At 67.1% G+C, this 21,601-nt stretch carries 16 protein-coding genes; 9 read left to right on the top strand and 7 right to left on the bottom strand.

Annotation, left to right across the window (positions count from 1 at the left end):
* Positions 1-39: 39 nt before the first annotated feature.
* The 3 genes from F8O06_RS04225 to F8O06_RS04215 are packed head-to-tail and all read left to right on the top strand — an operon-like array spanning position 40 to position 4,605.
* Positions 40-381: a DUF6504 family protein gene (locus F8O06_RS04225; RefSeq protein ID WP_158037680.1), complete on the top strand. Its 342-nt coding sequence runs from the start codon at positions 40-42 to the stop codon at positions 379-381.
* Between the two features lie 5 nt (positions 382-386).
* Positions 387-3,749, top strand: coding sequence for a DNA polymerase III subunit alpha (gene dnaE, locus F8O06_RS04220; protein ID WP_158037679.1), 3,363 nt, complete (start codon positions 387-389; stop codon positions 3,747-3,749).
* A gap of 10 nt (positions 3,750-3,759) precedes the next feature.
* A complete protein-coding gene (locus tag F8O06_RS04215) occupies positions 3,760-4,605 on the top strand; it encodes a GTP pyrophosphokinase family protein (protein WP_158037678.1) in 846 nt (281 codons plus the stop codon).
* Positions 4,606-4,686: 81 nt separating this feature from the next.
* On the opposite strand, the gene F8O06_RS04210 is transcribed toward F8O06_RS04215, so the two are convergent.
* From F8O06_RS04210 to F8O06_RS04180, 7 genes are all read right to left on the bottom strand, one after another.
* Positions 4,687-5,475, bottom strand: coding sequence for an isocitrate lyase/PEP mutase family protein (locus F8O06_RS04210; protein ID WP_158037677.1), 789 nt, complete (start codon positions 5,473-5,475; stop codon positions 4,687-4,689).
* A gap of 176 nt (positions 5,476-5,651) precedes the next feature.
* Positions 5,652-6,443, bottom strand: a complete 792-nt coding sequence (locus tag F8O06_RS04205; protein ID WP_225733393.1) for a CE1759 family FMN reductase — start codon at positions 6,441-6,443, stop codon at positions 5,652-5,654.
* A 15-nt stretch (positions 6,444-6,458) separates the two neighbouring features.
* The gene (locus F8O06_RS04200) at positions 6,459-7,001 is read right to left on the bottom strand and encodes a MarR family winged helix-turn-helix transcriptional regulator (protein WP_225733392.1); all 543 of its coding nucleotides are present in this window, start codon (positions 6,999-7,001) and stop codon (positions 6,459-6,461) included.
* The gene (locus F8O06_RS04195; protein WP_158037676.1) at positions 6,988-8,157 is read right to left on the bottom strand and encodes an LLM class flavin-dependent oxidoreductase; all 1,170 of its coding nucleotides are present in this window, start codon (positions 8,155-8,157) and stop codon (positions 6,988-6,990) included. The genes F8O06_RS04200 and F8O06_RS04195 overlap by 14 nt, the downstream gene beginning before the upstream one ends.
* Before the next feature lie 217 nt (positions 8,158-8,374).
* Positions 8,375-9,667 (bottom strand): polysaccharide deacetylase family protein, encoded by a 1,293-nt coding sequence (locus tag F8O06_RS04190; RefSeq protein ID WP_225733391.1) that lies wholly within the window; start codon positions 9,665-9,667, stop codon positions 8,375-8,377.
* Positions 9,637-10,428, bottom strand: a complete 792-nt coding sequence (locus tag F8O06_RS04185; RefSeq protein ID WP_158037675.1) for a DNA-formamidopyrimidine glycosylase family protein — start codon at positions 10,426-10,428, stop codon at positions 9,637-9,639. Before F8O06_RS04185 ends, F8O06_RS04190 begins: the two co-directional genes overlap by 31 nt.
* Positions 10,428-15,140 carry an ATP-dependent helicase gene (locus tag F8O06_RS04180; RefSeq protein WP_158037674.1) on the bottom strand — a complete coding sequence of 1,571 codons (4,713 nt, stop codon included), beginning with the start codon at positions 15,138-15,140 and terminating at the stop codon, positions 10,428-10,430. The genes F8O06_RS04185 and F8O06_RS04180 overlap by 1 nt, the downstream gene beginning before the upstream one ends.
* 132 nt (positions 15,141-15,272) lie before the next feature.
* Between F8O06_RS04180 and F8O06_RS04175 the strand changes: the two genes are divergently transcribed.
* From F8O06_RS04175 to F8O06_RS04150, 6 genes are all read left to right on the top strand, one after another.
* Positions 15,273-16,748 (top strand): basic amino acid/polyamine antiporter, encoded by a 1,476-nt coding sequence (locus F8O06_RS04175; RefSeq protein ID WP_158037673.1) that lies wholly within the window; start codon positions 15,273-15,275, stop codon positions 16,746-16,748.
* A 67-nt stretch (positions 16,749-16,815) separates the two neighbouring features.
* Positions 16,816-18,105 (top strand): arginine deiminase, encoded by a 1,290-nt coding sequence (locus F8O06_RS04170; RefSeq protein WP_158037672.1) that lies wholly within the window; start codon positions 16,816-16,818, stop codon positions 18,103-18,105.
* Between the two features lie 114 nt (positions 18,106-18,219).
* Complete coding sequence (locus tag F8O06_RS04165; protein ID WP_192496834.1) at positions 18,220-18,813, top strand: TetR/AcrR family transcriptional regulator; 594 nt, start codon at positions 18,220-18,222, stop codon at positions 18,811-18,813.
* Complete coding sequence (locus tag F8O06_RS04160) at positions 18,810-19,718, top strand: HEAT repeat domain-containing protein (RefSeq protein WP_158037670.1); 909 nt, start codon at positions 18,810-18,812, stop codon at positions 19,716-19,718. Before F8O06_RS04165 ends, F8O06_RS04160 begins: the two co-directional genes overlap by 4 nt.
* A 54-nt stretch (positions 19,719-19,772) precedes the next feature.
* Positions 19,773-20,648 carry a hypothetical protein gene (locus tag F8O06_RS04155; protein ID WP_158037669.1) on the top strand — a complete coding sequence of 292 codons (876 nt, stop codon included), beginning with the start codon at positions 19,773-19,775 and terminating at the stop codon, positions 20,646-20,648.
* A gap of 143 nt (positions 20,649-20,791) precedes the next feature.
* Entirely contained in the window at positions 20,792-21,559 is a 768-nt protein-coding gene (locus tag F8O06_RS04150) for an endonuclease/exonuclease/phosphatase family protein (protein ID WP_158031145.1), read from the top strand.
* The last annotated feature ends 42 nt before the right edge of the window (positions 21,560-21,601 follow it).

Below are 21,601 nucleotides of genomic sequence, written 5' to 3'. Positions count from 1 at the left end.
TCGAACATATGTTCGAACCAGTGAGCACAGCAGGAGGCCATGATGCCACGCAAGATCGATGAGGCGATCACCGTCGAGCTCTCGCACGAGGGCGAGCCGCGCAGTTTCGTCTGGCGCCGTTTCGAGTACGAGATCGTCGGGGTGCCGCAGAGCTTCTTTCACCGAAGGCGCTGGTGGTGTGCGCCCCAGTCCTCCCCCGCTGCGAGCGCGGTGAGCGCTCATCCGACGACGAGCGCAGCGGCAACAGCCTGCGCACCCCGCCAGCGCGTCGATCAGGAGCTCTGGCGCGTCGATGCCTCGTGCACGGGCGACGACTTTCACACCTACGACCTGCTGCGCCTGCCTGACGACGGCTGGCGACTCCAGCTCGTCTGGGAGTGACCGGCATGCCTCCGTTCACACACCTGCACGTGCATTCGGGCTTCTCCACGCACTACGGCTGCACCACCCCGAGACGCCTCGCCGAGCTGGCGTCGAGCGCCGACGCCGAACGTCTCGCCCTCACCGACCGAGACGGGGTCTATGGTGCGGTGGCCCATGTGCAGGCCTGCCGAGATGCGGCGCTCGCGCCGATCCTGGGCGCAGATCTCGCCGTGCATGGCAGTCTGGCCGAACCGCTTGGCCGTGTCGTGCTGCTCGCCCATGGCGCAGTCGGCCGCAGCGACTCCACGCAGTGGGCACAGGCCGGGCATGGCCAAGGCTATGCCGCGCTGTGCCGCATGGTGACCGCTGCACACGATCCCGGCCCGAGAGCGCGCCGTTCTTCGGCCCCTTCGCTCAGCCGTGACGCGCTCAGCGAGCTGCTGCGCGAACGGCCGCACCTGAGCGTGCTGCTCGGCCCGTCCAGCGACGTCGGCCGACTGGTCGAGGCGCGCCGGCTGCCCGAGGCTCGTGCGGCGCTGCGCGCCTGGTGCCGACTGGTGCCGCGCGAGCTGCTGGCCGTCGAGGTGGTGTGCTGGCTGGCCGAGCCGGGACAGCCCGGCAGCGTCACACCGGCCACACGGATGCTCTCGCTGGCCGAGGCGCATGGGCTCACGGCCGTGCTCACCAATCAGGTTCGATACGGCGAGCCAGATGAGGCAGCCACTGCAGACATCTCAGACTCTGCGCGTACGCTGCTGCCGCTCGACGACCTCGACCGCGACCGTCGCCTCACCGCCACCGGACAGGCCTGGCTGAAGCCGGCCTCCGCCATGCGGCGCATTGCCCGCATGGTCGTCGACGTGAGCGACCACACGACCACCGCGACAGATCTGCTCGCCGCCACCGAGCGTCTCGCCGAACGGTGCACGCTCGACCCCGAAGTCGATCTCGGCTGGGGGCATCCGCGCATGCCAGAGGCCGGTGTGATCGGAATCGAAGGAGACCCGATGCGCGCGCTGACCATGCGCGCCAGAGCTGCTGTCCCCGATCGGTACGCCCAGGCAGACCCCGCCCGCCTGCATGCGGTGCACGATCGTCTCGATCATGAGCTCGCCGACATCGAGACGTTGGGGTTCGCCCCGTACTTTCTGACCGTCGCCAAAGTCGTCGACCTGATTCGCGAGATGGGGGTGCGGGTGCAGGCCCGTGGGTCTGGGGTCGGCTCGATGCTGAATTATCTGCTGCGCATCTCAGGCGTCGAACCGCTCGACAATGGGCTGCTCTGGGAACGTTTTCTCTCGCCCGAGCGCCGCACGCTGCCCGACATCGATCTCGACGTCGAGTCTGCCCGGCGCCATGACGTCTACCGGCGCATCTTCGCCGAGTTCGGCGACCAGCGGGTGACGCTGATGTCGATGACGAACACCTATCGCTCCCGTGGCGCGGTGCGCGATGCCGGGCTCGCTCTGGGCATCGAGGCCGAGCGCATCGACGCGATCGCCAAAGAACTGTGGAGGTTCAGCGCCGGCGGCTTTCGGCGGGCGCTGGCCGAGAAGCCCGAACTCGCCGACTTCGCCGAGCAGGTGCGCACCAGCCCGCAGCTTGATCTGCTCGTCGACGCCACCGAGCGTCTCGACGCACTGCCGAGACACATCTCCATGCATCCCTGCGGGGTCATTGTCTCCGATCTCTCGCTGCTCGACCGCACCCCGGTGCAGCCCTCGGGCATCGGGCTGCCCATGTCGCAGTTCGACAAGCACAGTGTCGACCCGATGGGGCTCATCAAGCTCGACGTGCTCGGCGTGCGAATGCAGTCAGCGATGGCCTATGCGGTGAGCGAGGTGAACCGGCTGCACGAGACGCCGCTCGATCTCGACGCCCTGCCGCTCGACGACCCGGCGACCTTCGAGACGATTCGCTCGACGCACACCTTGGGCATCTTCCAGATCGAGTCACCAGGGCAGATGGAGCTGGTCGGCAAGCTGCAGCCCGAGCAGTTCAACGACCTCACTGTCGACATCAGCCTGTTCCGGCCCGGCCCGATGAAGAACAACATGCCGCTGCAGTATCTGCAGGCTCGTCACGGCGAAGTGTCTCCGGCGGTCATTCACCCGCGCATCGATCCGATTCTGCGAGAGACGATGGGAGTCGTGGTCTTCCACGAGCAGGTGATGCGTCTGCTCGACGAGCTCACCGGCTGCGGTCTGGCGAAGGCCGATGTGCTCCGCCGTGCAATGGCCGACGATCAGCAGCTCGACCAGATCGAGCAGATGGTCTTTCGCAATGCGTCGCTGCGAGGCATCCCGTCGTCGGTGACCGATCGTTGCTGGCGGATGCTGCGGGGATTCGCCAGCTTCGGCTTCGCGAAGGCGCATGGTGCGGCCTTCGCCCTGCCCACCTATCAGTCCGCCTGGCTGAAGACCCATCATCCGGCCGAGTTCCTCGCCGGTCTGCTGACCCACGACCCGGGCATGTGGCCCAAAGACCTGCTGCTCTCCGAGGCACGTCGCCTGGGCGTCCCGCTGCTGCCGCTCGACGTGCAGCGTTCCGGGCTCGACTACCGGGTCGAGCGGCTGCCCGACCGCCAGGCCCCGAGTCTGGGCATCCGGGTGTCGGTGGCCGAGCTGGTCGGCAGCACTCGAGCCGAGCAGGAGCGACTGGTCGCGCATCAGCCTTTTGCGAATCTGCAGGACTTTCGCGATCGCGTGCGCCCTCGTCGCAGCACGTTCGAGGCACTGGCCAGAGTCGGCGCGCTCGACGCGTTCATCGGGCATGATCCCAGACGACGTCATGAGCTGCTCGCTCTGATCAGGTCGATCACCGCCACACCCATACGCATTCCGCCTCGGCAGCTGGCCTTCGACCTTGATCTGCCGACCATTCATCATGCAGCGGCGCCCGTGACCGACCTGCACGCGCGCACCCAGACCGATCTTGAGATCGAGCATCTCGGCATCGGCGTCGAGCACCACGTGGTCTCGCGCTTCCACCCGCTGTTCCGGCGTTTGGGCGTGACCCCGGCGCGTGATCTCGTCGGCCTGCCCGGTGGCAGCGAGGTGCTGGTAGCCGGGGTGCGCCGTGCGACGAACACTCCTCCGATGCGCGGAGGCCGCCGAGTGGTGTTCGTATCACTCGACGACGGCACCGGGGTGAGCAACATCGTCTTCTTCGCTGAGGCCCAAGAGCGCATCCGCAGCGGAGTCTTTCGCACCCAATTGATGCTCGTACGAGGAGTCACCCGCCGCAGCGGAGCAAGAGGCATCAGCGTCACGGGGTCGATGGCGTGGAATCTCGTCGACGTGCAGGCGCAGCAGCAGACCGACGACCGGGGCTCAAGAACCCTGCAGCAGCGCGATCCACAGTCTCTGCTGAGAACGGCAGGCTAACGTGTATCTCATGACCGCTGACTACGAGCTCGTACCTCGCATCGCCACCCAGGATCTGACGCTGCTGGGCGACGACGACGTCGCTCACTGGCGTCATCTCAGAAAGCAGTTCACCGGCTTTCTGCTGCAGTACAAGTTCGCCATCGACGAGGTGCTCACCAAAGTGAACATCCTTCGTGACGAGTTCGCCCACCTGCACAGCGAGAACCCGATCGAGCACGTGAAGTCCCGGCTCAAATCGCCAGAGAGTCTGCTCGACAAAATCGAGCGCAAAGGCATCGCTCCCGACTTCGACTCCATTCGCGCCGAGATCACCGACATCGCCGGCGTGCGCATCACGTGCAGCTTCGTCTCTGACATCGAACAGATCTACCGCGCTCTGCTGCGCCAAGACGACCTCACCGTGATCCAGGTCAAAGACTATGTGCATCAGCCCAAGCCCAACGGCTACCGAAGCCTGCATATGATCGTCTCGGTGCCGGTGTTCCTCTCGTCAGGCACGGTGCCGGTGACCGTCGAGATTCAGATCCGCACCATCGCAATGGACTTCTGGGCATCGCTCGAGCACAAGATCTACTACAAATACCGCCACGACGTTCCCGAACAGATCGAGCGGCAGCTGCACGAGTCAGCTCAGCAGGCCACGGCCCTCGACGAGCTCATGGCCGACCTGCACCAGCAGGTGCACGATCTCGACGCTGCAGAGACGATCGACGACGACCTCGATCTGTTCCACTCGCATCCGCGAGACAGCCACGCGGCGACCAACACCGAGACCCCCGGCCTGCCGCTGCGCAGCCATCTCATCAGCCGTCTCGCAGACCTGCGTCAGAGGTACGGCCGCGACGCCACGTGAGCCTCACCCGAGACTCGCCTGCCTGACCCTGCTCGGCATCGTGGCGCCGCAGAAGCCCTGCCGCCACACGCTCAGGCGCGGTCAGTTGAGTTCGGGGGTGTCTTCTGGGATCACGCCGTCGTCATAGAGGCTGTTGCCCAGATCACGCAGTGCGCGCAGCGCATGCCGCTGCGTCATCGGCCCGTACGAGATGCGTGCCACACCCAGCTGTTCGTATTCCCGGGCACTCAGCGCACCTGGCAGCCCGATGACGCTGAGGCGGCCTTCTCCGATGCCGTCCACCAGCCGCTCGGTCGTCTCACGGTCGAGCACACCGGGCACGAAGACCAACGCCGCTCCGGCGTCGAGGTAGGCCCGGCCGCGTGAGATCGCATCGTCGATCACGACATCGATCGGTCGTTCACCGCCGAGCACGAACGCGTCGGTTCGTGCGTTCAGCTGAAAGTCGACTCCCGCGCTCTCCCCCGCGGCGACCACACGACGCACCGTCTCTGCTGATTCGTCCACGGGTCGCAGCCGATCTTCGATATTGGCCCCCACCACGCCGATGTCGATGGCACGACGAACCGTCTCTGCGGCATCGCCATGCCCGTCGTCGAGATCTGCGCTGACGGGCAGGTCGGTCGCGGCCACGATACGGGCCGTCGCAGCGAGCAGCAGGTCGAGCGGAATCTCACCGTCAGAGAAACCATGACTGGCCGCGATGGAGTGCCCCGCTGTGGCCAGGGCCTGAGTGCCGGGCAGGTCTGAGACCACTTTGGCCGTGATCGCATCCCACACATTGACGACCCGCAGAATGCTCGGGTCACGATGCAGCGCCCTGAGCGTCTCGGCTCGGCGTGCGGTCTCGTCTCTCGTCGTCTCGCTCATGGTCTGCACCTCTCGTCCAGGCGGCCGATCCGGTTGAGTCAGCCGGTTGTGAGCCGACGTCTCGCCGTCGACTCATGTGCCACGAGGCTAGCCCCACCGATGCGCATCCTCACAGGGTGTCCTCTCTGCGCGAACACCGTATACAGCGAGCAGTCAGTCGACCGACCTGGCCGTGGTCACTGGCCGCCGGCGGCCAGCCGCATCATGTCCGAGTCGAAGTCGAGCCCGGCAGACGCGTCACTCGCCGCACCTGCATCTGGGTCTCTTGCCTTCTCGGCCGCCGCCTGCTCGGCGACCGATCCGAACTCGTGCTGATAGTGCGGCCAGGCGCCGCCGGTGATCGCACGCGCGACGTCGCTGGCCAGCAGTGCGACCAGTTCGTTGGCCGCACGGTCGAGTCTGCCGCCGAGGCTCGCCGAGCCCCAATCCTCTGACGTGCTGAACACCGAGGTCGGAATCGTCAGCGCGCGGAAGAACGCCATCGTCGAGCGCAGCTGCTCGTCGACCACGAGTGCGTGCCGTGCGGTGCCGGCCGTGGCCAGCAGCGCGGTCGGCTTCGCCAGCAGCAGATCCTGATCGAGAATGTCGAGAAAGCTCTTGAGCAGCCCGCTCATGCCCGCTTTGTAAATCGGCGTCGCGACCACGATCGCGTCTGCTGGGGCCAGGTGATCGATCGCCTGTGCGATCTCGGCGCTCTGCAGGCCGCTGATCATCGTCTGCACGATCTGCTGCGCCAGCGGGCGCAGCTCCACCTGACGCACCTCGACGGTCACCTGCGCCGCCTCGGCACGCTGCAGCACACGCCGCACGAACTGATCGGCCAGCAGGTGCGTCGACGACGGCTGCGACACCCCTGCGCTGATCACCACGATCTTCCGTGTCTGATCGGCGACCGCGTCCTCGTGCCGACCCGTCGTTCTCATCTGCCCTGCATCGCTCTGCTCGCTCGTCTCGTCCACTGCAGTCACCTCACTCGCCTCGACTCATCTCTCATCGTCTTCGTCGACCGATCGAATCAGCCGCCGCGTCAGATCGCGCAGCTGCTCCAGCTCCGCGTCGCTCAGCGCCGCACTCAGGCGTTCGGCCACCAGCCGCCCATGTCTCCGGCCGACCGCCCGCTGCACGCGGCGGCCCTCCTCGGTCAGCGTGACGCAGACCCGCCGGCTGTCGTCCGGCATCCGCTGCCGACTCACCAGACCACGACCGACCAGACGGTCGACGAGACGTGAGAGCGTCGGCTGTGTGAGCATCACGCTGGCGTTCAGCCTGCCCATGCTGAGCCCGTGCGGCTGCTTCGCGAGGGTGTAGAGCACGTCGTATTCGTTCAGCGACGCCTGCTGCCAGATGTCGTCGGCCTCGAAGACGCGCAACAGCCGGCCCTGTGCGCGGAACAGCGCCTCCCACGCCTCGTTCGCGATGCGCGCCGACCCGTGCGCTGTGCTTCGGCCGTCATCTCGACTGTCGGTGGATGCCCCGGCGTCGGCCATCACATCGGCGCCGGTCGCGAGCGGCTCAGCGGCGCGCATCTTCGGTGTCCAGGTAGGGCGAGCCGCCGGTGACGTTGTCGCCGCGGTTGGCGTTCGGGCGAGGCTGGCGCGGTTCGGCGTCGCCGTACTTCGCCCGCACCAGCGAGGCGTGCGTCGGGGCATCAGGCACGTCGGGCGCCCGACGTGCGGCCAGCTCGCGCCGCAGGACCGGCACGACCTCGCTGCCCAACAGCTCGATCTGGTCGAGCACCGTCGTCAGGGGCAGGCCGGCGTGATCCATCAGGAACATCTGCCGCTGGTAGTCGCCGAACGACTCCCGGAAGGTGAGCGTCTTGTCGATGACCTCCTGCGGGCTGCCCACGCTGAGCGGCGTCTGGCGGGTGAAGTCCTCCATCGTCGGCCCGTTGCCGTAGACCGGCGCATTGTCGAAGTACGGGCGGAATTCGCGCACGGCGTCCTGCGAGCGCTTCGCGATGTAGGCCTGCCCGCCGAGGCCGACGATCGCCTGGGCCGCCGTGCCGTGCCCGTAGTGCTCGAAGCGCTGCCGGTACATGCGGATCAGCCGCATGTAGTGCTCTTTGGGCCAGAAGATGTTGTTGGCGAAGAAGCCGTCACCGTAGTAGGCCGCCTGCTCGGCGATCTCAGGTGTGCGGATCGAGCCGTGCCAGACGAAGGGCGGCACGTCGTCGAGCGGTCGCGGCGTCGAGGTGAATCCCTGCAGCGGCGTGCGGTACCTGCCCTGCCAGTCGACGACGTCCTCTCGCCACAGCCTGTGCAGCAGGTTGTAGTTTTCGAGGGCCATCGGCAGCGACTCGCGAATGTCTTTGCCGAACCAGGGGTAGACCGGCGCGGTGTTGCCGCGTCCGAGCATCAGATCCATGCGTCCGTCTGAGAGATGCTGCAGCATGGCGTACTCTTCGGCCAGTCGCACCGGATCGTTCGTGGTGATCAGCGTGGTCGACGTGCTCAGCACGATGCGCTCGGTCTGTGCGGCGATGCTGGCGAGCAGCGTGGTCGGCGCCGACGAGAAGAACGGCGGGTTGTGGTGCTCGCCGATGGCGAAGACGTCCATGCCGACCTCTTCGGTCTTCTTCGCAATGGCGACCGCCGCTTTGATGCGCTGCGCCTCGCTGGGAGTCTCACCGCTGACCGGGTCGCGAGTGATGTCGCTGACCGAGAAGATTCCGAACTGCATGACTGCCGCCTCTCATCGTGTGGCCGAGGGATGCCGCGGTGCAGCAGCGATCTCGGTGATCGGTGCGGCATGTCTGGGTGGCATGTCTCGGGGTATCTGCTTGGTGCCATTCTACTTGTATCAGCAACCTATGCAAGTGAATAGATATTCCCGGCGAAAGCAGGTGCCGATCCTCGGTTGCAGATGCACGCGTGCGTCACTCCGACCGGCACAGGCATCACTGGGCCAGCACCGCCTTCACGGTCGCGAGCTTCATGCCGTAGTCGATGCGCACACGCGGCAGTGCGAGCTTGTCACTGCCCTGGTGCACCGTTCCCCCGGCGACGGTGACTGCAAGATCGAATCCTGCCTGCCGTACACCCTGCTCGGCGACGGCATTGTGATGGCCGAACGGATAGGCGATGACCTCCTTCGCACCGAGGATGTCGGCCGAGGTCTGCAGATCCTGTGCCACGGCTTGAGCCGACTCGTTCACCATGCGACCCTTGCCGTTCGCCCCGGCACGGTGCATATCGTGCGTGTGCGAGCGCTGCAGCACGAAGCGGTTCGGCGTCGCCTCGGTGCGCGCGCTCGTGATCACGAACGACGTCGCCAGAACCTGATACCGCTCGACGATCGGCGCGGCGAGTTCGAGCCACGATGAGTCTGCGTCGTCATCGGTGACGATCACCGACTTGCGCGGCAGCGCCAGACGCCCGTCGATGAACGCCTCGAGCTCATCCCAGGTCGGCAGGTAGTACTCGTTCTCGGCGATATAGCGGATGTGATCCTCGAAGTCTCCGATGTACGCATAGTTCAGGCGCAGCCAACCGCGCTCCCCCTCCGGCTTCGCCGTGAACTGGTGATACATCAGAATCGGCACCCGCACGTCGGCCGCACGCACCGCATCCGGCGTCTGCCACGCCGCATGCAGCGTGCGCTCGCCGTCAGCGCAGTCGACCAGATGCGCTCCGTTGATTCGGGCGCGCTGATCGGCGGATGCGGCGCTCGCGGCATCTGCATACCAGCCGGCGAACACCCAGCCGGTTCGATCCGGCACCGGCAGATCACGATAGAGCTCGCCGGCGACCTCGGTGACCACAGGCTCCTGCACATCGTCGCCGACGAATGAGATCTCGCAGCGATCGGCACCAGCAGCGCTGCAGCCCCGTGTCGCCACCGAGTTCGGCGCATCAGCTCCATCAGCTCTGGCGCCCCCAGACACGCCTCCCTGGGCCAGCGACGAAGGCTCCGAGCCGACGCTCGGAATCAGTGCGCCCACGACGAGGAGCACCGCAGTGAGCGTGACGAGAGCCGCCGTCAGCAGACGGATCTCGGCGAGACGATGCCGACCTCTGGCATGTCGGTACTGTCTGCGACGCTGCACCTCGCCCATTCTGGTTCCCCTCCGCCCGAATGCCGCCGTGCAGCCGGGCCGCCCCAAGTCTGCCTGAGACCAGCGCGAAATGGTAGCAACCGGCTCGGCGGCCGACGGCCCGGTCAGCCCCGACTCGGCTGACAGCTCGGGCACCAGTACACATCGCGCAGGCGCGTCGCATCGGCACCGAGACGGTCGAAGCGGATCTCCTCGCCGCATCGGCGACAGGGCAGGCCGGCGCGAAAGCAGACATAGAGTCGTTCGCCGCGCCGGCGGTTGCCCGTCGTCGTGCGTTCGACGCGGTCGCGGTTCGCACGGATCATCCGTGCACCGAGGCGCAGCACAGCCATGGCGTCCACCTGATTCGCCGGGGTGTGCGGGTCGACGCCACGCAGAAAGCAGATCTCATTGCCGTACTCGTTGCCGAACCCGGCGACGTTGCGCTGGTCGAGCAGAGCGACGTGCACCGGGCGCACATCGGCTGACAGCCTCTCGGCGGCGACCTCGAGGCCGCCGTGATCCCACTGCCGCTTCAGCGGGTCGGGCCCGAGATGGTCGATCAGCAGGTGCTCTTCGGCGCGCGGCACGACGCGAACCTCGGCGAGTTCGAAGCCGACCGTCACGATCGTCTCAGTGGCCAGCACGGCTCGTGCCTGATAGCCGGGCGAGCGCCAGCGCTGTCCGGGCCGGTATCGATCCCAACGCCCCTCCATGCGCAGATGCGAATGCAGCGTGTAGTCGCCGATGTGATGCAGGATGTGCTTGCCGTAGCAGGTCACACGGTCGACCCGGCACCCGGCCAGATCGACCGTCGCCGCCCGCGGCACCCGCACATCGAACCGGGTGAGCGTCTGCCCGTGCAGCGCCTCGTCGAGCGCACGTGCGGTGCGGTAGACAGTGTCTCCTTCTGGCATCAGCGCACCCGCCTGCGTAGTATCAGGCCCCGTGGCGTCTCTTCGAACCCGGCGTCGATCAGCGGTCGCCGCCAGGCCGAGCCGCCGACGGGCTCGCCGTCGATCTTCAGCACGGTGAACGTCGCCAGGTGTCGGCTCTGCACGGTTTCGACCAGGGAGCGTGCTGCGGACTCGCGGCGCGTCTGTCGCTGCGCCGGGTCGTCGGCCGAGGCCGCTTCTGCTGAGACGAACGAGACGGCGGTGCGACCGCCCCGCTCAAGGTAGAGCACAGGCTCGCCGTCGACGATGGTGACCAGCGCGCCAGGGTTGCGCTTCGGACGCCCCGAGTCTGCCGATTCCGCTTCTGGCCAGGGCAGTGCCGCCCCGAACGGGTTCGCCGGATCGGTCGCCGACAGCGTCAGCGCCTGCCCCGATGACGAGACGTGCAGATCTGCGAACTCCCGCAGTCGATCGACGGTGCCCGATGCCGCGAACTGGGCTCCGCCGAGGCCGTCGATCAGGTAGCCGCGACGGCAGTAGCCGCCGCGCTCGAACTCGGCAAGCAGCTGATACACCTGGGCGAAGCCGCCCGGAAATCCCTCGGCCACGACAGACCCGCGCGTCACCACCCCGTAGCGATCGAGCAGCAGCCCCGCCTGCGCCGAGAGACGCTCTGCCCGCTCGGCCGTGCTGTGCGGCACCAGCGCCCAGCGACCGGCCAGTCTCGGTTCGGTCGCAGCGGCGTGTGCGGCTCCGGTGCGCATGCTCGAATCGCCCCCGCCGACGGTCTGGTCGTGGGCTCTGGCCTCGCGCACGCGCGCGAACGCGCCCCGGCGGATGCTGCGGCCGGCACTCGGGCGAGTGCGCGTCTTCTGCGCGGCATGGGTTCCGCTGACCGTCGCCCGCAGCGGACCGAGGCTGTCGGTCGTGATCGCTCCGGCCCATGCGAGCTCCCAGACGGCGGCGGTCAGCTGCCCGGTCGAGAATTGTGCACCCCGTGCGATCAGACGCTCACGCAGTTGGTGGGCGAAGAGCGCGCCGTCGTCGCCGAGCACGTCGGCGATCAGCTGTGACAGCCCCGATGGCTTGTCGCTGCCGTCGGAGTCATCGGAGGTCTGCCGTGTGAGATCGAGGGTGTCGGCCAGATGCAGGCTGACGCGCCCGTCATGACCCGGCAGCTCGCCCTCCCCCACCCACAGCACCTGACCGGAGGCGATCAGCTCGTCGAGCATCGCGGGTGTGTAGTCGGCGACACGCTGCGGCAGCACCATCGTCTCAAGTGTCGAGGCAGCCAACGGCAGACCGGCGAGCTGTTCGATCACCGAGAGCAGACCGTCGAGACCTCGCTGCTGGTTCGAGCAGCCCTGCCAGTCGCTCAGGAACATCGCGAAGGCGTGCTGCGGCACCGGTTCGATACTGCCGCGCAGCTTCGCCAGGGTGCGCGACCGCAGCCGACGCAGCACGTCGCGATGCACCCACTCGACGTCGTCATCGAGGTCGGCGGCGGCCGCGTGCTGCGGGCGGAATCGGCCGCGCAGGAGCAGCCCTTCGACGACGAGACGCTCCAGAGCACCCCGCACCACCGCCGTGCCCAGCCCGAAATGCGTGGCCACCGCTGGTGCGGTGAACGGTCCGTTGGTGGCGGCCCACCGCACGACCAGTTCGCGCAGCGGATCGGAGACAGGCTTCGTGTGGGCATCGGCCACGCCGACCGGCAGCGCTGTGCCCAGTGCGTCGCGCAGCAGGCCGGCGTCTTCGACGGCCGCCCAGACCTCGGCGCCGGCGATGCGCACACGGATCACCCGTCGCGCATTCTCGAGTTCGCCCAACAGCTCGGCTGCCGCAGGCGACGCCTCGGCGAGACGGGCGTGCACCTCTGCCGTGCTCAGCGGCCCGAGCATCCGCAGCAGGTCGGCGACGCCCTCGACACCGTGCACACGGAAGGCAGGAGCCGTGCGCTGCAGCTCGGCCTCGACGTCGGTCACCGCCTCTGGGTCGAGCAGTTCGCGCAGCTCCACCTCGCCCAACAGCTCGCGCAGCAGCTGCGGGTCGACCGTCAGCGCAGCGATGCGGCGCTCGCCCAGGGGCTGATCGCCCTCGTACATGAACTCGCCGACATAGCCGAAGAGCATCGACCTCGCGAAGGGCGAGGGCAGCTCGCAGGCGACCTCGCGCAGACGCACGCGACGCGAGTCGACACGCTGCATCAGACCGACGAGCGCGTCGATGTCATAGACGTCTTGCAGACACTCGCGCACAGTCTCGAGCACGATCGGAAACTGCGGATGCCGTGCGGCGATCTCGAGCAGTCGGGCCGAACGCTGGCGCTGCTGCCACAGCGGTGACCGGCTGCCGGGTTTGGACGCCCCGAGCAGCAGCGCTCTCGCGGCGCACTCGCGAAAGCGAGCTGCGAAGAGCGCAGACCCGCTCACCTCGGCGGTGACGATCGAGCGGATCTCGTCGGGGTCGAACACGAAGAGCTCCGCCCCCGGCGGCGTGCTCTCGGTGTCAGGGATGCGAACGATGATGCCGTCGTTGCTCGCGATGGCGCTGCCTTCGATGCCGAGCTGCTCTCTCACCCGTGCGGTGACGGCCAGCGCCCACGGTGCATGCACCGCCTGGCCATAGGGAGATTCGAGCACCAGTCGCCAGTCGCCCACGTCGTCGCGGGTGCGTTCGACCGTGAGCGCCCGATCAGTCGGCACCATACCGGTCGCCTCGCGCTGTTCGGACAGATAGGCCAGCGCGTTCTGCACCGCTCGTCGATCGAGCCCGGCTTGCTGCAGCCGTTCGGCGGCTCCATCGTCTTCGAGCCCGCGCAGCATCTCGCCGAGAGCCTCTCCGAGTTCGGCCGGCCGAGCGGCGCTGTCACCGCGCCAGAACGGCATGCGACCTGGCTGCCCGAAAGCGGGCACGACGTTGACGCGGTCATGCGTGATCTCGCGAATGCGCCACGAGGTCGTGCCCAGTGTGAAGACGTCGCCGACACGCGACTCATAGACCATCTCTTCGTCGAGCTCGCCCACTCTGGTGCCGCCGCCCTCGTCGCCGGTCACCGCCACGACCCGGAACAGTCCGCGATCGGGAATCGTTCCCCCACTGGTGATCGCCAGCCGTTTGGCGCCTGGTCGCGCTTCGAGCGTCTGGGCGTCACGATCCCACAGCACGCGTGGGCGCAGCTCTGCGAACTCGCTGGACGGATACCGCCCGGAGAGCAGGTCAAGAGTGGCCACGTATGCGCTGCGCGGCAGCGATGCGAACGGCGCCGCACGTCGCACGGTCTCGAACCAGGCTTCGACGTCAAGCGTCTCGACCGAGGCCGCGGCCACCGTCTGCTGAGCGAGCACGTCGAGCGGGTTCGCCGGCATGTGCAGGTGTTCGATCTCGCCGGCGAGCATACGCTCGGTGACGATCGCGGTCTCAAGCAGCTGCTGGCGATGCGTCGGATAGAACACCGCACGCGAGATGCCGTCGACCTGGTGCCCCGCTCGTCCGACCCGTTGGAGTCCGCTGGCCACTGACGGCGGGGCGTCGATCTGCACGACGAGGTCGACGAGCCCCATGTCGATGCCGAGTTCGAGGCTCGACGTGGCCACCACGCACCGCAGCCGCCCGCTCTTGAGCGCCTCTTCGACTTCGGCTCGCTGGTCTTTCGAAACCGACCCATGATGCACCCGTGCCAGCGGTTCGACCTCGTCTTCGGCGCTCTGCAGCTGGGCGTCCAGCTCGTTGAGCCGGGCGGTGACACGCTCGGCGAGCCGTCGGGAGTTGGCGAACACGATCGCCGAGCGCACGCTCCGGATGCGTTTCAGCAGTGACGCCTCGATCGCCGGCCACATCGACCCCACTCTGTGCTCGCCGTCGTCGTTCGCAACGGCGTCGGGGCCGCTCGAAGCGGCTCCCTCGCCCCGGTCGCCGGCCGGCGCCACGCTTTCGGGCATCGGCGGGTTCGACATATCGTCGACAGGCACCTCGACCGTCAGATCGAATCGCCGACGGCGATCGGGCGCAACCACCTGCACCGGCCGCGAGCCGCCCAGGAATCTTGCGACGGCATCGATCGGACGCACCGTCGCGCTCAGGCCGATGCGCTGCGGCGACGTCTCGAGCAGCCCCTCGAGACGTTCGAGTGAGAGTGCGAGATGCGCACCACGTTTGTCATCGGCGAGCGCATGGATCTCATCGACGATGACCGTGTGCACTGTGCGCAGCGTCTCGGCCGCCTTGCTGGTGAGCATCAGATAGAGCGACTCAGGCGTGGTGATCAGCACATCGGGCGGGTGTGTCACGAGACGGCGCCGCTCTTTGGGCGTCGTGTCGCCCGAGCGCACGCCGACCGTGATCGGCGGCAGTGTCTCACCCAGACGCTCGGCGGCCTGGCCGATGCCGATCAGAGGTGCGCGCAGGTTTCGCTCGACGTCGACGCCCAGCGCCTTCATGGGTGAGACATAGAGAATGCGCACGCCTGGCGCCGCTGCGGTTGCGAACTCAGGCGGGTCGGCATCGGCACGGGCAGATCGGCGCTCGCGCACGAGCCGGTCGATCGACCAGAGAAACGCCGCGAGCGTCTTACCCGACCCGGTCGGCGCCACGACCAGTGTGTGCCTGCCTCGTTCGATCGCCTGCCAGGCCCCCACCTGAGCATCGGTCGGCGCCGCGAAGGCCGAGTCGAACCAGGCTCGGGTGGGCTCGGAGAACGGCGCGACTGCCCCGATCTGTGCGTCCGATGTCATGCAGTCATCCTAGGTGCGACCGCTGACACGGTGTGGCGACGGCTGTCCGCCTGAATTGACCAGTTGCTCAATGTAAGGTGAAACCGACGCCGAACAGGCGGGTTCAACCGATCAGTGCGACAGGAGTGCAGCATGCACGCGACAGAGAACGGGTCACCGCAGGCCGGTGTGGCGCAGAAGCCCGCGTCAGGCACCGGCACCAAAGTCACCGTCGCCACCCTGACCATGATGGTCATCGGCTCGATGGTCGGTGCAGGCGTGTTCTCTCTGCCACGTCGGTTCGCCCAAGAGACGGGTGTGCTCGGCGCACTGATCGCCTGGGTCGTCGCCGGCTTCGGCATGCTCATGCTCGCCTTCGTGTTCCAGCGGCTGGCGAACCGCAAACCCGCACTCGACGCCGGGGTGTACGCCTACGCGAAGGCCGGGTTCGGCCAGTTCGTCGGCTTCTTCTCGGCGATCGGATACTGGGCAAGCGCATGCGTGGGCAACGTGACGTACTGGGTGCTCATCATGTCGACGCTCGGCGCGCTGTGGCCGGCGCTCGGCGCGGGCGACACCTGGGTGGCGATCCTGCTCAGCTCGATCGGGCTCTGGCTGTTCTTCCTGCTCATCAAACAGGGCGTCAAAGAGGCGACCGCCATCAACCGCATCGTCACGATCGCGAAGCTGGTTCCCATCATCGTGTTCGTGCTGATCGCGATCTTCTGCTTTCACCCCGACGTGTTCGTCGACAACCTGATGGGTGCTGACTACGCCGGCTCGCTCATGACCCAGGTGCGTGACACCATGCTGGTGACGGTGTTCGTCTTCATGGGCGTCGAAGGCGCCAGCGTCTACTCCCGCCACGCACAGAAGCGCGAACACGTCGGGCGCGCCACGGTGCTCGGCTTCCTCAGCGTCTTCGCCATCTTCGCCTCGGTGACCGTCGTCTCGTACGGCATCCTGCCGATGGGCGAGATCGCCGCGCTGCGACAGCCGTCGATGGCCGGAGTGCTCGAAGCCGCGGTCGGTCAGTGGGGCACGGTCTTCGTCAGCATCGGACTGATCGTCTCTGTGCTCGGAGCCTACCTGGCCTGGAGCCTGATGGCCGCCGAGGTGCTCTTCGTCGCGGCCAAAGACAGAGATCTCCCCAAGTTCCTCGCCAAACAGACCGGCGACGACGTTCCCGTCAACGCCCTGCTGCTGAGCACCCTGCTCGCCCAGGTGGTGCTCGTGATCACCTACTTCTCTGAGGAGGCATTCGACTTCGCCCTGGACCTGACTGCGGCGCTGTCGCTCATCCCGTACTTCCTGGCCGCGGCCTACGCACTGAAGCTCGTGGTCACACGAGAGACGTATCTGCACGAGCAGCCGCGCCGTCTTGCTGCCGATGCGGTGATCGCCGTGCTCGCTGTCGTCTACACGCTGTTCCTGATCTACGCGGCGGGCCTGCAGTTCCTCCTCATCTCGATGATCTTCTATGCGCCGGCCACGATCCTCTTCGCGATCACCAGACGAGAGCAGCATCGACGCGTCTTCTCGACCGGCGAGCTCGTGCTCTTCGCGGTCGTGGTCATCGGAGCGATCGTCGGCGTCGTCGGCCTGGCGCACGGGCTGATCCAGCTCTGACGCAGCGACCTGGCAGGCCCCTTCTCGTTCCATCCGATCCACGCAACTTCTGAAAGGAACCGACATCATGACAGACTCATCAGAGGGCGCCGCACAGACTGCGGTCGGCAGCGGCCGCTCCGAAGCATACGGAGTGCACTCCGAGGTCGGACGACTGCGCAAAGTGCTCGTCGCCGCACCGGGACTCGCCCACGAGAGGCTCACACCGTCCAACTCCGACGACCTGCTCTTCGACGACGTGCTCTGGGTCGAGAAGGCTCAGCGCGATCACCTCGATTTCAGGAACAAACTCGCGAATCGCGGCGTCGAGGTGGTCGAGCTGCACGAAGTGCTCGCCGAGACGATCGACGTGCCCGGCGCCCGTGCATGGCTGCTCGACCGGCTCGTGATCGCGAACACCGTCGGCATCGGTCTGGTCGCTGCGACCCGCGAGTTCCTCGACGAGCTCGACAGCGCATCCCTCGCCCGATACCTCATCGGCGGGCTCGGCCTGCACGACCTCCCCACCGATCTGCACCCCATGCTCGGAAGCCTCGCCCAGTACACCAAGGGCGCTCGCGAGTATCTGCTGCCGCCGCTGCCGAACACGCTGTTCACCCGCGACACCACCTGCTGGATCTACGGCGGCCTGACGCTCAATCCGCTCTACTGGCCGGCACGCCACGGCGAGACCCTGCTCATGAAGGCTATCTACCTCTTTCACCCCGACTTCGTCGGCTCGAAGGTCTGGTGGGGCGACCCCGAACAGGATTGGGCACAGGCGTCGCTCGAAGGCGGCGACGTCATGCCAGTGGGCAACGGCATCGTGCTGATCGGCATGAGCGAGCGCTCGTCACGGCAGGCCATCACGCAGGTGGCGAAGGCGCTCTTCGACGAAGGCGCGGCAACACAGGTGATCGTCGCAGGCATGCCGAAGCTGCGCGCCGCGATGCACCTCGACACCGTCTTCACCTTCGCTGATCGAGATCTCGCGACCGTGCACCCGGCGATCGTCGACGGCGTGCACACGTTCAGCATCCACCAGAGCGACAAAGCGCCCGGCTTAGAGATCGTCGACGAGGGCGACGCCCGTTTCACCGACGTCGTCGCACGAGGTCTGGGGCTGCCCAAGCTGCGTCTGGTCGAGACGGCGGGCGACTTCTACGCCTCAGAGCGTCAGCAGTGGGACAGCGGCAACAACGCCGTGGCCGTCGAGCCGGGTGTGGTCTTCACCTACGACCGCAACACCCAGACGAACGCGGCCCTGCGCAAGGCCGGCGTCGAGGTCATCACCATCGCCGGTGCCGAGCTCGGGCGCGGGCGCGGTGGGGGCCACTGCATGACGTGCCCCATCATCCGCGACGCCGTCGACTGGTGATCGCAGGCGTTCGGGCAGGAACACTGCTTCAGGTGCTCCTGTCCGAACGCTCCACTCGCGGTATTGATCATCCGGTCAGCACTTGTGCGGGCGACGACGGCTATGGTGGAGGCCATGGTCGGTGTCAGGTTGTCCGAGTCCGAACGCCGTTCGGCCATCGTCCGTGCTGCCCACCGCATTGCGGTGCGCGACGGGCTCGCGATGGTCAGCGGGCGTTCCGTCGCCGCCGAGGCAGAGCTGTCGAGCGGGCTCGTCTACTTCTATTTCTCGACAAAGCTCGGTCTCTTGCACGCCCTGCTCCACGACGTCATCGGACGTGCTCTCGACGGGCCCGCCACAGACTATGGCGCCGACCTCGAACCGCACGAGGCGCTCCAGAGCATGGTCGCCAGCGAGATCCGCGATCTGAAGAGGCAGCGCGATGACATCGAGCTGCTCTTTCAGTTCTTCTTCGTGCGACGTGACGAAGAGTTCCGGTCAGAGGTCAATGCCGGGCTCCACGAGTACGGTCGGCGGCTGCAGCCGGTGATCGCGCGCTTCGCCGCGCTGCACGGCCTCGACTCCCGCAGCATCACCGATGCGATGCTCGCGGCGATCCAGGGTGCGGGAGTCGAGCTCGTGCGGCATCCGCAGGGCTACGACGCCGAGCGCATCATCGCCGGGCTGCGCGACATGCCGCAGTTCTCAGCGGAGGGCTGCTGCCGATGAGCGACGTCCAGGCCCTCCTCGCGACTCTGGCCGATCACGCCGCCCCGCCCGAATCCCGTCAGCGTGCGGCCTTGGAAGTCGGCCGTCTCGCCGATCCTGAGACTGCCCGTCTGCTGGTGCGGCTGCTCTGGGACGAGCCCGAGTTCTTCGTTCGAGAGTCGATCGTCTGGGCCCTCGTGCGCATGGGACGGGGCTTTCTGCCGCAGGCAGCCGCAAAGCTCACTGACAGCCGCGCGCCGGTTCGCGCCCAGGCCGTGCATCTGCTGAGCAAAGTCGGTGCGCCCGAGTACGCCGACGCGGTGCTGGCCCTCTTGGACGACCCGGATCCTGCAGTGGCCGTGAAGGCCCGGTGGATGCTGGCGCAGCTGCACGATCTTCGGCTGCTGCCCCGCCTGATGGCCGGTCTCGGCTCGCACGATCCTCGTGAGCGCGATATGGTCGACCAGCTCATCACCGGTTACGGTGCCGAGGCCACGCCACTGCTCACGACCGTGCTGCGCACCGGCCGTCCCGAACAGCGCGAACAGGCCGTCGAGGTGCTGACCTCCATCGGATCTCCCGATGCCGATGGGGCACTCCCCGATCTGCGCCGTCTGGCCGAACGCCCAGCCGAACTCACCGCAGCGGCAGATCCGGTTTCCGACGCCGACGTCGAGCTCGCCACTGCGGCACTCGTCACAGCCGCGCACCTGCACGGCCCGGCAGCCCAGCAGCTCTTGATCGATGTCTCACAGCGTGCGAAGCCGGCAGGGGAACGATCAGACACCCGCGCCGCCGATCAGGTCAGCGCGGTCGCACGGCACCTGCTGCAGCATCCGCCGAAGCCCACCCCAGCCGATCGGCTGCGCCGGCTTCGCGCCGCCAAACAGGCCGATCGTCGCGCGACCGACTCCGGGGAGGAGTGACGCAGAAGCGCGTCAGGCACAGACCGGATGCCCGCCATCGGGCACAATGGGGCTATGTCCACTGCGCCAGCACCGTTCGGCCTGCTCCTCGATGTCGACGGCCCGATCGCCAGCCCCGTCACCCGCACCGTGCGCCTGCCCGAGATCTCCGACAGCCTCGTCACCCTCGCCGAAGCGGGCGTGCCGCTCTCGTTCAACACCGGCCGCTCGACCGCCTTCGTGAGCCGGCAGATCGTCCCGGCTCTGGTATCCGCCGGTCTCGCTGCCGACGCGACCGGCCTCGCGGTTGTCGGCGAGAAGGGCGGAGTCTGGGCGCAGCTCACGGCCGCAGGCCTCGACGACGAGCAGATCGACGTCGACATGCGAGTGCCTCAGGAGGTCGTCGACTTCGGCCGCGAGGCAGCGGCCGAGAAGTTCGCCGACACCATGTTCTTCGACGATACGAAGCGCACCATGATGACGCTCGAGATGATCGCCGGCAGCGACCATGAGGCATTCCTTTCGGCGAGGGATGCCCTGGTGCGGGATCTGATCGAGCTGCGCGCCCGCCTCGGAGCCGTGCAGCTGCGCATCGACCCCACCGTGATCAGCTGCGACGTCGAGGTCTCTCGCAGCGGCAAGGCGCTGGGTGCCCGTCGCTCGCTCGAGCTGTTGGGCGAGCATTCCGCGCTGCCGAAGCGCTGGTTCACCGTCGGCGACTCCCGCAGTGACTACACCATGGCCGACTGGCTGCACGCGCAGGGCTACGACGTCACCCACGTCGACGTGCAGCCGGGCTCGCCGAGCTCACCGGGCGCCGCCGCCGACGGCACGCTGCACAAACCATATGAGGTCACGACCATCGCCGACCCGCTGGCTCCGGGTCAGCTTCTCACCGACGACGACGCCGGTGCGGCCCTGCTGGGGCGCTGTGTCGCTCTGCTGGGCTGAGCGTCGTCGAATGCGGGCGAAATTACCGACCCTCTGTGACGATCTGGTGAATTCACAGCTGTTTCTGGCCGAAACATGCCCCGCTCGGGCGATCAGAACGGTAGCCTGAAAGCGGTTCTACCCTTTGGAGGCAAACTGTCGTGATGAATGTCGTCAGCTACAACCTGCGCAAGAACCGTGCTCTGTGCGAGCTCGATGATCTCACCCGTCGAACCGATCCCGACGTGCTCTGTCTGCAGGAGTGCGACATCGACTCCCTGCCGACCGAGATCGGTTCGCTGCGGCTTGCAGAGGCCACCCGAGGCAATCGTCTCGGCATCTCAGTCTTCTACCGCGCCGACCGGTTTCGCCTGATCGGATCGCAGACCTACCAGCTCAAGAAGTCTCTGCACGACCGTGTCGCCGCACCCGCTCACGAGCGTCTGGTCGCGACCCGACTGATGGATCTCACCCGAGATCGCGAGCTGATGGTCGCCTCGTTTCACGGGGCCCCGCTCACCGCGCTCAACTCGCTGCGCCGCAATCAGATTCGCACCTCGTTCGAGCGACTCGCACAGTTCGGTGCGGGTCTGCCCTCATTGATGGTCGGCGACTACAACTACCCGTTCTTCCAGCGTCACCTGCAGGAGCGCGTGCGCACGCACGGTTATGAGCTGACCGCGACGGAGCAGCGCACGTATCAGCGCTATCGCATCTTCCGTGGACGCTATGACATGGCGACGTCGACCGGCTTCACGGTCAATCGAGTCACCTCGCTGCCGCAGGGGCTCTCCGACCACCACCCGATTCTGGTGAACGCCTCGTACGACGACTCTATGAGCGCCGCTGCGACGCTCTCCAGCGTCGCGCCGAAGCACGGCCACGGCCCCAAGAGCAACACGCCGACCACCTTCGTTCCCGGTCTCGTCTGAAGCCTGAACTCACCGGTTCTGCCGCGCGTTTCGGGAGCCTCT

The organism is Pseudoclavibacter sp. CFCC 14310 (assembly GCF_008831165.1).
Classification (GTDB): Bacteria; Actinomycetota; Actinomycetes; order Actinomycetales; family Microbacteriaceae; genus Pseudoclavibacter_A.
The sequence above is the reverse complement of the archived record's forward strand: the minus strand, read 5'-3'. Positions and strand labels throughout refer to the sequence as shown.